At 48.0% G+C, this 12926-nt stretch carries 12 protein-coding genes and 1 tRNA gene; 8 read left to right on the top strand and 5 right to left on the bottom strand.

Annotated elements, in window-relative coordinates:
* The first annotated feature begins 58 nt into the window (after positions 1 to 58).
* The 4 genes from L1278_RS00065 (at position 59) to lpxB (ending at position 3580) form a co-directional block, all read left to right on the top strand.
* Positions 59 to 955 (top strand): ABC transporter substrate-binding protein, encoded by an 897-nt coding sequence (locus tag L1278_RS00065; RefSeq protein ID WP_253400471.1) that lies wholly within the window; start codon positions 59 to 61, stop codon positions 953 to 955.
* Entirely contained in the window at positions 952 to 1959 is a 1008-nt protein-coding gene (locus tag L1278_RS00060) for an iron ABC transporter permease (protein WP_253400470.1), read from the top strand. The genes L1278_RS00065 and L1278_RS00060 overlap by 4 nt, the downstream gene beginning before the upstream one ends.
* Positions 1960 to 2376: a 6-carboxytetrahydropterin synthase gene (locus L1278_RS00055; RefSeq protein ID WP_253400469.1), complete on the top strand. Its 417-nt coding sequence runs from the start codon at positions 1960 to 1962 to the stop codon at positions 2374 to 2376.
* A gap of 85 nt (positions 2377 to 2461) precedes the next feature.
* On the top strand, positions 2462 to 3580 hold the full coding sequence (gene lpxB / locus L1278_RS00050) for a lipid-A-disaccharide synthase (protein ID WP_253400468.1): 1119 nt from the start codon (positions 2462 to 2464) through the stop codon (positions 3578 to 3580).
* Positions 3581 to 3692: 112 nt separating this feature from the next.
* On the opposite strand, the gene clpX is transcribed toward lpxB, so the two are convergent.
* The 4 genes from clpX to L1278_RS00030 form a co-directional block, all read right to left on the bottom strand.
* Positions 3693 to 4916, bottom strand: a complete 1224-nt coding sequence (gene clpX / locus L1278_RS00045) for an ATP-dependent Clp protease ATP-binding subunit ClpX (RefSeq protein ID WP_116542706.1) — start codon at positions 4914 to 4916, stop codon at positions 3693 to 3695.
* Positions 4917 to 5279: 363 nt separating this feature from the next.
* Positions 5280 to 5978: a ClpP family protease gene (locus L1278_RS00040; protein WP_255594129.1), complete on the bottom strand. Its 699-nt coding sequence runs from the start codon at positions 5976 to 5978 to the stop codon at positions 5280 to 5282.
* 88 nt (positions 5979 to 6066) lie between these two features.
* On the bottom strand, positions 6067 to 7386 hold the full coding sequence (gene tig / locus L1278_RS00035) for a trigger factor (RefSeq protein WP_253400467.1): 1320 nt from the start codon (positions 7384 to 7386) through the stop codon (positions 6067 to 6069).
* Between the two features lie 77 nt (positions 7387 to 7463).
* Positions 7464 to 7545 (bottom strand) — tRNA-Leu (locus tag L1278_RS00030).
* Between the two features lie 298 nt (positions 7546 to 7843).
* Here L1278_RS00030 and L1278_RS00025 point away from each other — a divergent pair.
* The 4 genes from L1278_RS00025 to L1278_RS00010 are packed head-to-tail and all read left to right on the top strand — an operon-like array spanning position 7844 to position 12188.
* Positions 7844 to 10039 (top strand): bifunctional (p)ppGpp synthetase/guanosine-3',5'-bis(diphosphate) 3'-pyrophosphohydrolase, encoded by a 2196-nt coding sequence (locus L1278_RS00025; RefSeq protein ID WP_253400466.1) that lies wholly within the window; start codon positions 7844 to 7846, stop codon positions 10037 to 10039.
* Between the two features lie 35 nt (positions 10040 to 10074).
* On the top strand, positions 10075 to 10575 hold the full coding sequence (locus tag L1278_RS00020; protein ID WP_220625712.1) for a Fur family transcriptional regulator: 501 nt from the start codon (positions 10075 to 10077) through the stop codon (positions 10573 to 10575).
* Positions 10547 to 10897: an STAS domain-containing protein gene (locus L1278_RS00015; protein WP_253400465.1), complete on the top strand. Its 351-nt coding sequence runs from the start codon at positions 10547 to 10549 to the stop codon at positions 10895 to 10897. The genes L1278_RS00020 and L1278_RS00015 overlap by 29 nt, the downstream gene beginning before the upstream one ends.
* 7 nt (positions 10898 to 10904) lie before the next feature.
* Entirely contained in the window at positions 10905 to 12188 is a 1284-nt protein-coding gene (locus L1278_RS00010) for an adenylosuccinate synthase (RefSeq protein ID WP_253400464.1), read from the top strand.
* A gap of 259 nt (positions 12189 to 12447) precedes the next feature.
* Here the strand turns inward: L1278_RS00010 and L1278_RS00005 are convergent.
* On the bottom strand, positions 12448 to 12926 hold a 479-nt coding region (locus tag L1278_RS00005; protein ID WP_253400463.1), incomplete at its 5' end, for a hypothetical protein.

The raw sequence follows: 12926 nt of genomic DNA, 5'->3' as shown, positions 1-12926 counted from the left end.
AACGGAGCCGAAGCGCACATCGCCCTGGCGCTCCTTCAATCAGAAACCGATCTATACCTTGTATCCATACCTGAACAAGTTTTTGACAGTATGTCTGCTGCTCTTTTGCTGCGCCTGCGGCTCGGGCAAGGAAGAACAGGCAGGGGAGGAGTTGGTGCTGCAGGATGACCTGGGACGTGATATTAAGCTAAAGAGACAGCCGGAACGGGTGATGGCCTTTGCCTCTTCCATGACCGAAATGCTGTTTGCCGTTTGCGACACGGCTGCCATTGTCGGGCGCACGCCCCAATGCGACTACCCGGCTGCCGTATATAGCAAGCCTGTCGTAAACAATTATCCTGTTGATCTGGAACAGGTACTGGCCCTGAAGCCTGACCTGATCTTTACGGTAGAAGGTATAACTCCCCTGGATATGGCTGCCCGGCTGGAAGAGTTAGGTATACCTGTCTATTATCAAAAGTACCGCAGCGTAGCGGATATTCTGAAAGGTATAGAAGACATTGGCCGTATCATGAATCGTGAACAACAGGCAAATTATCTGGCCGATTCGCTGCGCCAGCAGGTGCAGGAGATCGAGCGCAGGTATAGCAGTCAGGCAAAGCAACAGCACGTATTGGCAATTACCTGGAGCGACCCGATCTATGTGTATGGGCAGAACACTATTCTGACAGATCAACTACGTATACTCGGTGCCCAAAATGCCGTGCAGGAAGTATTTGATCAGCCCTACCCGGCACTCACACGCGAATATATTCTCAAAATGAACCCGGATGTGCTGTTAGGAGGAAGTGTAGAGCGACTGGAGCGAGAGTTTTTCAGTCTATACCCAGAGCTACGTAAAATCGCCGCTTACCAGAACAAGCGCATTTACCAACCTACCGGCAATCTCATCGAACGGCCAAGCCCCCGGGTAGTAGAGTCGATCCGCGAACTTGAAAGCTTCCTATACCCATGAGCAGAGCGCTATACTTTGCAGGGGCTATTCTGCTGATCCTGGTGGCGCTGGTGTTCGGGCTGCAGGTAGGTACATTTGAGGTGGATCTGGCTACGATTCAGGAGGCTTTCTTTCATTACGACCCGGATAATACGACGCACTTTGCTATTACGCACCTTCGTCTGCCCCGACTTTTGCTGGCCTTGGTGGTAGGAGCATCGCTGGCTTTTTGCGGTTACCTCATGCAGGCCATGGTCAATAACGGACTGGCCGATCCATACCTGTTGGGTACTGCTTCCGGCGCATCGTTAGGTGCAGTGATCGTGTTCTTTGGTTTTGTTGAAGTGTCGATTGGAGGCTTTTACATGCCGCCCGTGTTTGCCCTAATAGGAGCCTTTGTGGTAACGCTGGTCGTGGTAGTGCTAGGCTATCGGAAGCGCCAGCTTATACCTGCGCAATTGCTGTTAGCAGGTATAGCCATCAGTTCGCTGGTGACGGCTATGGTCGGGTTACTCACTTTTCTGTCTGATTCAGAAGGGAAACTCAAGTCGGTGATATTCTGGTCGATGGGGAGCTTCGAGCGGGCTAGCTGGTCACTGCTGCCATACCCTGCTACAGCCTTGCTTGTTGCGCTCCTGCTATTTGCTTTTCTGCAGAAGCAGCTGAACATTTTGCTGCTTGGTGCCGACCGGGCACAAGCTTTGGGAGTGAATGTGGCGAAAACCCGATGGGCCATTCTGGCTGCTGTTTCAGTGGTAACAGGCTTTGCGGTGGCTACCTCCGGACCCATCGGATTTGTAGGCCTGATCATTCCGCACGTCACCCGCGGATTGATGGGGGCAACAGGCAGAAGCAACCTGCTTTTCTGCGCTTTTGTAGGCGGTCTGTTCATGCTCCTCTGCGATCTTTTGTCCCGTATCTTATATCCGCCGGCCGGCCTGCCAATTGGAATCATTACATCGTTCTTTGGTGTTCCTTTCTTCGTATATTTGCTGTCCCAAAAGAATTATAAGTTTAGCAGTTAAATGATTTACGTAAGCAGATTAGAGCATTTTAACGCAGCCCACAAGCTGCACAACCCGAACTGGTCGTTGGCGAAGAATAAGGAGGTGTTCGGGCCGTGTGCGAATACCAACTGGCATGGGCACAATTATGAACTGATCGTGACCGTAAAGGGCAAACCAGACCCGGATACCGGTTTTGTAATAGACCTCAAAAAGCTGAGCACGCTTATCCGCAGGAACATCATTGAGAAGGTAGACCATAAGAACCTGAACCTCGATGTGGCCTTTATGGAAGACAAGCTGGCCAGCACCGAGAACCTGGTAGTAGAGTTCTGGAAAATTCTGGAACCTAAAATCGCTGAAATTTCTCAAGCCAAGCTGCATAGCCTCAAATTATATGAAACCCCACGCAACTACGTGGAGTATTTTGGCGAATAAGCAATCATAGCCATTTGGCTATACCTGTTCCATTGCTTTCTTCGTTTCTGCCTTAGTCAGGCAGCCCCAAACGCATACACATTACATGAAATATTACATTATAGCCGGCGAACGCTCAGGCGATCTGCACGCTTCTAACCTCATCAAACAGCTCCGGGAAAAAGATCCCGAGGCTGACATAAGAGGGTGGGGAGGCGATATGATGCAGGAGGCTGGCATGCACCTGGTCAAGCACTACCAGGAGATGGCCTTTATGGGCTTTGCGGAGGCTGCCGTCAATTTTTTTAAGATACTGGGCTTTTTGCGTGAGTGCAAAGAGGATATCACAGCCTTTAAGCCGGATGCGATCATTCTGGTGGACTATGCCGGTTTCAACATGCGGATTGCCAAGTTCGCCAAAGAGCATGGTTTGAAAGTGTTCTATTATATCTCCCCTAAAATCTGGGCTTGGAACCAAGGCCGAGTGCACAAGATCAAGCGCCTTGTAGACCGCATGTTTGTGATCATGCCCTTTGAAGAGGAATTCTATGGTCGCTTTGACTACAAGGTGGACTATATCGGCAATCCGGTAGCAGACTCAGTGAACGACCACGTGGTGGCGCCTGATTTTAGAGTCCGGAACCATATTCAGAACAACAAGCCCATCATTGCACTGTTACCGGGTAGCCGTAAGCAGGAGATCGAAAACATGCTGGAGGTGATGCTGAGCGTGCTGCCTTCTTTCCGCGATTACCAGTTTATCGTAGCCGGCGTTTCGAACTTCTCAAAAGAGTATTACGAGCAGTACAACAAAGATCCGAACATCAAGGTCGTTTACGACCAAACCTACGACCTGCTATCGCACGCAAAAGCTGCGCTTGTCACTTCAGGCACGGCTACACTCGAAACCGCATTGTTTGACGTGCCGCAAGTAGTATGCTATAAGACCAGCGCCATTTCCTATGCTATCGGTAAGCGTGTGATCAAGGTGCCATATATCTCGCTCGTTAACCTGATAGCCGATAAGCCCGTCGTAGCTGAGCTGATTCAGGAAGATTTCACTGCCAAGAAAATTGTGGCTGAGCTGAAAAACATTCTGTTTGATAAATATGCCATGCAGAAGCAGCAGGAGGGCTATGCGCTTGTGAAGAAGAAAATAGGAGAGTACCGTACCGCCGAGCGTGCCGCTGAACTGATGGTAGGCTATCTGAAAGAGAAAATATAAATGCCGCGCGTTTCGCTTAACTGCTATACCTGAAAAGAGCAGCTATACCTAAAAATAGAAGGCCTCAGCTGATTACAGCTGAGGCCTTCTATTTTTATAGTGTCTTTATACCTTAAGCAACACGAAGCTGCTTCAGAGGCGATTTGTCAAATTTATCGCGGGCATACTCGCCCGTAATCACCAGTTCTTTAGCGCCTTCCTCAGACGGCAGTTCAAACATAGCATCCGTCATGATGCCTTCGCAAATGGAGCGTAAACCACGGGCGCCGAGCTTATACTCTGCTGCTTTCTCTACAATGTAGTCCAACGCATCGTCATCAAAGCTAAGGCTGATGTTCTCCATTTCAAACAGACGCTTGTACTGCTTCACAATAGAGTTTTTAGGCTCCAGTAAGATCAGGCGAAGCGTATCTTTATCAAGCGGGTTCAGGTGCGTGAGCACTGGCAGACGACCGATGAGTTCAGGTATAAGGCCGAAGTTTTTCAGGTCTTGCGCAGTCAGGTAACGCAGGAAGTTCTCTTTTTCTTCTTCGTCGTCCTGCTTTGATTTTGAGAAACCAATCGGACGCGTGTTCAGTCTGTTTTTGATCAGGCGATCTATACCTACAAAGGCACCACCGCAAATGAAAAGGATGTTCTCGGTGTTTACCGTGATCATTTTCTGCTCAGGGTGCTTGCGACCACCTTGCGGCGGCACGTTCACTACCGTACCCTCAAGCAGTTTCAGCAAAGCCTGCTGCACCCCCTCGCCACTCACGTCGCGGGTAATAGATGGGTTATCGCTCTTGCGGGCAATCTTGTCGATCTCATCAATGTATACAATACCGCGTTCAGCAGACTCTACATTATAGTCGGCTGCCTGAAGCAGGCGTGTCAAAATGCTCTCTACGTCCTCGCCTACATAGCCAGCCTCCGTTAATACAGTCGCGTCCGCTATGCAGAAAGGCACTTGCAGAATACCAGCCATCATGCGTGCCAGGTAGGTCTTGCCTGTACCTGTCTCGCCTACCATGATGATGTTTGACTTCTCGATCACCACATCATCTTCGTTGGTGCGCTGCATCAATCGCTTGTAGTGGTTGTATACGGCCACTGACATTACTTTCTTCGCCTCGTCCTGTCCTACCACAAACTGATCAAGGTACTCCTTCATCTGTCGCGGCTTCATCAGGTTAAATTTAGGCGTGCGGCTGTTGGCGCGTATCTTATTTTCCTCATTCAGGATTTGCTGTGCCTGTCCGATACAACGGTCGCATATATGCGCGTTGATTCCGGATATCATCACAGATACGTCTTTTTTGTTCTTGCCACAAAATGAGCAGGTAATTTCAGCCATAAAAAAGTTTGTTCAGAAGATTTTATTGGCCCTCTCGGGTGTAATTCAGAAGCAAAGGTACAAAATTGAAACCTTACTAAGGTAGTATTTTAATTTCTAAAATGTTGATATGGTTATAAAAAGTAGCCATAAATTAAAAAATTGCTATTACTGTATCTTGATTTAAAAGCCTGTAATTCAGTAATTTGTAAGCTTTTAGTATCCACATACCTGTGTTGATAAATTTTTAGGTATAGTTCTATTTTCAGGATTGGTATTATAATGGTGCAATTCTTTCTTGCAAAATAAAATAGCAAAGCCCATACCTGTGTACAGGATGGACTTTGCTATTTTACTCACAGGACATTACTGTCCGTATGGGGCTTAGTCTTTCTTGCGGTGCAATACTTCGTCAATCAGGCCATACTCTTTCGCTTCTTCCGCTTTCATCCAGTAGTCGCGGTCGGAGTTGTCGTATACCTCTTGGTATGATTTGCCAGAGTGCTCTGCCAGAATCTCATACAGCTCCTTCTTGAGCTTCAGGATCTCACGGGCTGTGATTTCAATATCAGAGGCCTGTCCCTGCGCACCACCCATTGGCTGGTGAATCATGACGCGGGCGTGCGGCAAAGCAGAGCGCTTGTTCTTAGCGCCACCGGCCAGCAGCACAGCACCCATAGAAGCGGCCAGACCTGTACAGATCGTCGCTACATCCGGGTTCACATACTGCATAGTGTCGTAGATGCCGAGGCCGGCGTATACGGAACCACCCGGGCTGTTAATGTACAGCAAAATGTCTTTCTTCGCATCAGCTGATTCCAAAAATAGCAATTGGGCAGTAATAATGTTGGCGATAAAATCGTCTACCTGCGTACCCAGGAAAATAATGCGGTCCATGATCAGGCGTGAGAACACATCGATCTCACGGAAGTTCGTCGGACGTTCCTCAATTACAGAGCGCGTCATGCTTTCAATGGTATGCATGGCACGGCCTTCTACATGACTAATATATTGATCTACGCCCAGGCCACTCATGCCCTGGCCCTTTACGGCAAATTTCCGGAACTCGTCTTTGTTAAACATCATCTTGTTTAGATTTACGGTTTGGTCAAAAATAAAAAAGTCCTTTAAATAATAAAGGACTTTTTAGGTTAAATATTATTAATCGTTATTACGATAGGTTTTTGAAGTCCTCTGTAGATATTGTCTTCTCTACAACAGTCATCTTTTCTTTTAGTTTAGCGAGCACCTTCTCGGCCAGCAGTTGCTCGTACTCATTAATGTAGTTACGGCCATTGTCCTGCTGCAGATACTGGTTAGCATAGTTATTCATGCTCTCTACCAATTCCTCCGGAACCTCTGGCATGTTGAACTGCGCCAACATTTTCTCTTTCGTGCTGCTTACCACCTCTTCGTTGGATACTTTCAGCTCGTTTTCTTCTACAACCTTGTTCTTGATCATAGACCACTTCAGCTCCTTCAGGTACTTGTCGAAGTTCTCTTCGATCTGCTCTGTAGTCAAACGGCCTTCATTGGTCACCTGCAACCAGCGCTTGAAGAACTCAGTCGGAAGCTCTGCCTCTACGTTGTCCACTAAGGTATCAATGATATTGCGGTATAGCAAGTTGTCTGCCTCGCGCTCGTAGTTCTCCTTGATCGTCTCACGGATCTTAGCGTCGAACTCTTCTTCCGTTTTCACTTCGTCCTTACCGAACAGCTTGTCAAACAGCTCCTGGTTCAGTTCAGCAGCCTCAGTACGGTTGATTTTCTCTACTGTGAATTCGAACTCACCGTTCAGGTCAGCTACTACATCTTTGCTCAGGCCAGTTACGTGAGCCAGTGCGCTGTTGTCATCACCAAATGCCTTGCGGATATCGAAACGGATCACGTCACCGGCTTTTACGCCCATGAACTGATCTTTACCTTCTACTACACGGCTTGTAGGGATTAGCGTTTTAGACTCGAACTCGCCTTCTACTTGCTTCAGGTCACCGTAGATGAAGTCACCTTCTTCAGAAGTTTCCGGGTTTGTTGTTTTGCCGAACTGGCGCTTCAGGTTTTCGTAAGCTTCGTCCACTGTAGTCTGGTCCAGCTCCACAGTGTAACCCTCTACGCTTTTATCCAGCGGAAGGTTGAAGTCTGGCAGTAGACCAACGGCATACGTAAATTCAAAATCTTTCTGGTTGTCCCAGTCAATGTTCTCCTGGCTTGGCTCCGGAAGCGGCTCGCCCAGCAGTTTTACATCGTTGTCCTTGATATACTTAGAGATCTCCTCCTGAAGAAGTTTGTTGATCGCCTCAACCAGTATGCTCTTGCCATACATCTTCTTGATAAGTCCTGCAGGCACTTTACCAGGTCTGAAGCCTTTGATCTGAGCTTTCTTGCTGAATTCTTTTACTTGCTGGTCAACTTTAGTAGCATAGTCCGCCTCTTCCAGGACTACCTTCAGTTGCGCGTTAGTGCCGTCGGTTTGATTTAATGTAATATTCAAGGCTTACAAAAATTTTAGTGATGATACATCTAGTAAAAACAAACCCCCAACATGGGCTGTTGAGGGTTTCGTTTGTGTGCGGATGGAGGGACTCGAACCCCCATGCCTCGCAGCGCTAGATCCTAAGTCTAGTGCGTCTACCAATTTCGCCACATCCGCATGTGTGCTTGTTTGTAATGATGGTGCAAATTTACGAACGCTATCTTTAAATGCAAGAGTGAGGTCTAAAAAAAGCGAATATTTTTTATTCTCTATCCCGAGCAGTGCAGCAATTGAGAGCTTAGTGATTCAGCATCAACAAATTGCACGATTCGCATAGCATTGTGTGCATGAAAGCGGATATTCATGTATATTTGAAACTTAAAACGCCTCTGCCTCACTTATACCTATAGAGAAGTAGAATAAGGATGGCTGCAGGCTCGCCCGGCCTGAGCACCCTATACTTTCCAGCTTTAGCATGAACATGATCGATCCAGAAGCAGAACGCAAAGAGATCCTTAGACATTACCGCAGATTACTTCGGCACGCCAAGCCTTTCCTGAAGGACAACGACGCCAAGATCATCAAAAAGGCTTTTAATACTTCTGTGGAGGCCCATAAAGACATGCGCCGCAAATCAGGAGAGCCTTACATTCTGCATCCACTGGCTGTGGCGCAGATCGCGGTGGAGGAGATTGGGCTCGGTACCACTTCTATCGTAGCGGCCCTGCTGCACGACGTGGTAGAGGATACCGATATGGAGGTGGATGAGGTTGAGCGTGAGTTCGGTACGAGTGTAGCGCGCATCATCGAAGGATTGACCAAGATATCCGGCGTATTTGACTATGGTACCTCGCAGCAGGCCGAGAACTTCCGTAAGATGCTGCTCACGCTGTCGGATGATGTGCGGGTTATCCTGATCAAACTGGCCGACCGCCTGCACAACATGCGTACGCTCGACAGCATGCCACGCCACAAGCAGCTCAAGATTGCTTCCGAAACCATGTACCTGTACGCCCCGCTGGCACACCGCCTCGGGCTTTATGCGATCAAGTCGGAATTGGAAGACCTATACCTGAAGTACACCGATACCGATACTTATAAGGACATTTCGACCAAGATACGGCAGACGCGCAGTGCCCGAGGAAAGTTCATCAAAGACTTCATCTCTCCGATTGAAGAGGAATTACGTCGGCACGGCTTTAAATTCAACATCAAAGGCAGACCAAAGTCTATCTACTCCATCTTAAAGAAGATCAAGAAACAGAACATCACGTTTGAGGAGATCTACGACCTGTTTGCCATACGCATTACGTTGGATGTGCCACTTGAGCATGAAAAAGCAGCCTGCTGGCAGGTATACTCTATTATAACAGACTTCTACCAACCAAACCCGGACCGCCTGCGTGACTGGGTGAATACCCCAAAAGCCAATGGCTACGAGTCGTTGCATACGACTGTGATGAGCAAATCCGGTCAGTGGGTGGAGGTGCAGATTCGGACCAAGCGTATGGACGAGATCGCAGAACGCGGCTACGCCGCGCACTGGAAATACAAGAGCGACGGTAGTGGGGGCGAGTCCGGCCTGGAAATGTGGATAAACAAGGTGCGCGATATGCTGGAGAATAACACAGCCAACGCACTGGAGTTCATGGACGAGTTCCGCAAGAATCTGTTCGTGGAAGAGGTTTTTGTCTTTACTCCTAAGGGCGAACTGCTGATTCTGCCCGACCGGGCCACCGCCCTTGACTTCGCGTTTGAGATTCACTCAGAAATTGGCTTGCACTGCCTTGGGGCTAAGGTGAACCAAAAACTGGTACCGCTGAGCTTCCGGTTGCGCAATGGTGATCAGGTAGAAATACTGACGTCGCAGAAGCAGAAACCAAACGAAGAATGGCTGGACTATGTGGTGACCTCCAAAGCCCGCTCCCGTATCAAAGAGTACCTTCGCGAAGACCGCAAGAATAAATCGGAGCAGGGCAAAGCAATGCTGGAGCGTCGCCTCGTATACCTGAAAGTGCCTGAAACGCAGGGAAATCTAAATAAGTTGATGGCCTTCTTTAACGTGCCAACGGTGCAGGATCTGCACTATCGCATCGCCACCGGCCATATTGATATCAAGAACATCAAAGAAGTGATCTTTTCTGCACAGGCAGAACGGGGCGCTTCAATGCTCGAGCCCAAGTCCTTTGACCGGGAAGTGCAGAAAATACGCGGGGTGACTTCTGATATGCTCGTGATAGGGGAGAACACCTCGAACATGAATTATAAAGTAGCCACATGCTGCAACCCTATACCTGGCGACGAAGTGTTTGGCTTTGAGACAGAGGGGGACGGCATTGAGATTCACCGCACCACCTGTAAGAAAGGGATAGAACTAATGTCTAACTATGGCAACCGCATCATCAAGGCCAAGTGGACGGATCAGAAGGAACTGGCTTTCCTGGCAGGTATACGCATCAAGGGAACAGACCGCGTTGGTCTGGTAAACGACCTAACCCGCATCATCTCAAACAGCCTTCGGGTAAACATGCGCTCCATCACAATAGATTCGCATGATGGAATCTTTGAAGGGAACATTATGGTTTTTGTTAATGACACCGGCCATTTGGACAAGTTGATCCAGCGCATGGGCAAGGTGACGGGTGTGCTGACAGTCGAACGATTCGACTAAGTCGCCACACCTATTATATATAAGAGCGAAAAGACATGGTAACAGACCTGCAGAATAGAATAGAGCAAGTAAAGAAAATTTTCACAGCATACCTGGAAAGCAAGGGGCTTCGCAAGACGCCGGAGCGCTACGCCATCCTGGAAGAGATCTACTCCCGTTCCGGTCACTTTGATGTGGAGTCACTCTACATCAGCATGAAAAACAAGAACTACCGCGTGAGCCGGGCCACGGTATACAATACCCTGGACTTGTTAGTGGAGAACGACTTGGTAAGCAAGCACCAGTTTGGCCGCAACCTGGCTCAGTACGAGAAATCATACGGCTACCGGCAGCACGATCATGTAATCTGTACGGAATGTCACAAGGTGGTGGAGTTTTGTGATCCGCGTATCCATAATATACAGACCATGGTGGGCGACCTTCTAAATTTTCATATCTTGCACCATTCCCTAAATCTTTACGGGGTATGCGGCGATTGCCGCGCCAAAAAAGCAACAGAACAACAGCATGAAGTATCAGACAGAGCTAAAGGATAATGTCCTGTTCATCAGACTGGAGGGAGACCTAGTTGCAGGACCGGATACCCAGCAACTGATGAACGTTGCCGAAGAGCAAGTGGAAAATAAAGTAATGCTGTGTGCTGTGGACCTTTCCAGTGTCCGCTTCATGGATAGCAGTGGCATGGGCGTGCTTGTTTCGCTGCTAACAAAGTTTCGGAATAGGGGAGGAGAGTTGGTTTTGATTAAGCCTTCTGACCACATTCGAAAACTTTTGATCGTTACGAAGCTGAATGCCATTTTTACCATCGCGGAAAATGATAACTTCGCAGCGCAATTCTTAAAGGAATCAATTTACTAACTTATAAATGGCAGTTGACATACTTATAGGTCTGCAGTGGGGCGACGAGGGCAAAGGCAAAATCGTCGACGTACTGGCTCCTACCTATGACATTGTGGCCCGCTTCCAGGGAGGCCCTAATGCAGGACACACACTCGAATTTGAAGGCACCAAGCATGTGCTTCACCAGATCCCTTCCGGTATATTTCACCCGCATATTCAGAATATTATTGGTAATGGCGTTGTGCTAGACCCAATCGTGTTTCGCATTGAGATGCAGAAACTACAGGATCGCGGTGTAGATGCATCCCAAAATCTGTTTATTTCTAAAAAAACCTCCTTAATCCTGCCATCGCACAAAATGCTCGACCGAGTTTCGGAAGAAGCCTTGGGCACAGGGAAGATCGGTTCTACACTGAAAGGTATAGGTCCGACTTACCAGGATAAGATCGGCAGAGTGGGACTGCGTGTTGGCGATATTCTGGCAGATGATTTTCAGGATCGTTATAATAAGCTGGTAGACCGTCACCGCAAAACAGTGGAGTTCTATGGCCAGTCCCTGGACCTTGGCGAGCAAGAGCAGATTTTCTTTGAAGCAGTAGAATACCTGCGAACGCTTAAGTTGGTCGACAGCGAGTATATGATCAACGATGCCCTGAAGAATGGCAAGCGTGTATTGGCTGAAGGAGCGCAAGGTTCATTGTTGGATGTTGACTTTGGCACATACCCATTTGTTACATCTTCCACTACACTGGTAGCAGGTGCCTGCACAGGTCTTGGAGTAGCGCCTCGTCACATTGGTGAGGTATACGGGATCTTCAAAGCATACTGCACAAGAGTAGGTAGCGGACCTTTCCCTACAGAATTGCTGGATGAAGTAGGCGACCAGATCAGGAAGTCAGGAAATGAGTTTGGCTCTACCACAGGGCGTCCGCGTCGCTGTGGCTGGGTAGATCTCCCAACCCTGAAGTATTCCATTATGCTTAATGGCGTGACGCAGCTCAATATGATGAAAGCTGATGTGCTGACAGAGTTCGACACAATCAAGGTATGCACGCATTATAAGCTCGCATCTGGCGAGATAACGGATCGATTGCCGCACTCTTTGGATACAGAGACCATGGAGCCGATCTATGAAGAGCTACTAGGTTGGAAAGTCGACTTGAATCAGATTGATACAGTAGAAGCATTACCGGAAGCCTTCAATAACTATATGACTTTCCTGGAGCAGCATCTGGAGGTACCAATTACTATAGCATCAGTTGGTCCTGACAGGAAGAGCACATTAAGAAGAGAGAAGGTGAGCATATAGCGAACAAGGAGATTCTATAAAAGAAAGGCTTTACTCTGAACGGGTAAAGCCTTTCTTATTTAATGATGGATAAGAATAGCTTAAGAAGCGAAAGAGCTAAGCATAAATGAAGGGATTAAAATTCGTCAGGAGAGGCCTCTAAAAATACAGTCAATGTGGAACTTAAGAGTAGAAGTAATGTGTTATCTCTAAGCTGTAGCTGAACAAGTATAGGTATAGTTAGACAAGTATAGGTATAGTTAGACAAGTATAGGTATAGTTAGAAAGAATAGCGAGTTAAATGGTTAACTGTATCTTTATAGAAAGGAATTTCCAACAGCGAGGGCCAGGAAAGTAAAAACTGAATAAAAATATCAAAATGATTCCCGGTGCTTTTCAGACAGTTAGGCGAAACCCTCTCAGTACGGGGGCCAAAGTTGGTAGGGACTGCTTGCATGTTCAGAATTTTTGTGGACCTTTGCACTCCCAACCCGGTTAAACGGATAGGGAAACGGCAGCCGGCAGGGCGGCCACGGATGCAGAAGCTGAGAGGCCAGGCACTCCGGAACGAGACTGAAAAAAAACTTTGGCCGGGGCCTTGCAAGTTAAAAAAGCTGCTTACCTTTGCCACCCGCTTCACAAGGAAGCGTTCCTGGGAAAGGCCGCTAACACAGCCCGCAGGAAAAAGGAAAAAAAGTTTTGCAGAGTGCTTGAAGATGTAAAAGTTCTTCTTACCTTTGCAACCCGCTCTGAAACGAA

The sequence above is a fragment of the Pontibacter sp. HSC-36F09 genome (genome assembly GCF_024171605.1).
GTDB lineage: Bacteria > Bacteroidota > Bacteroidia > Cytophagales > Hymenobacteraceae > Pontibacter.
This window is presented reverse-complemented; position numbering and strand designations above follow the sequence as displayed.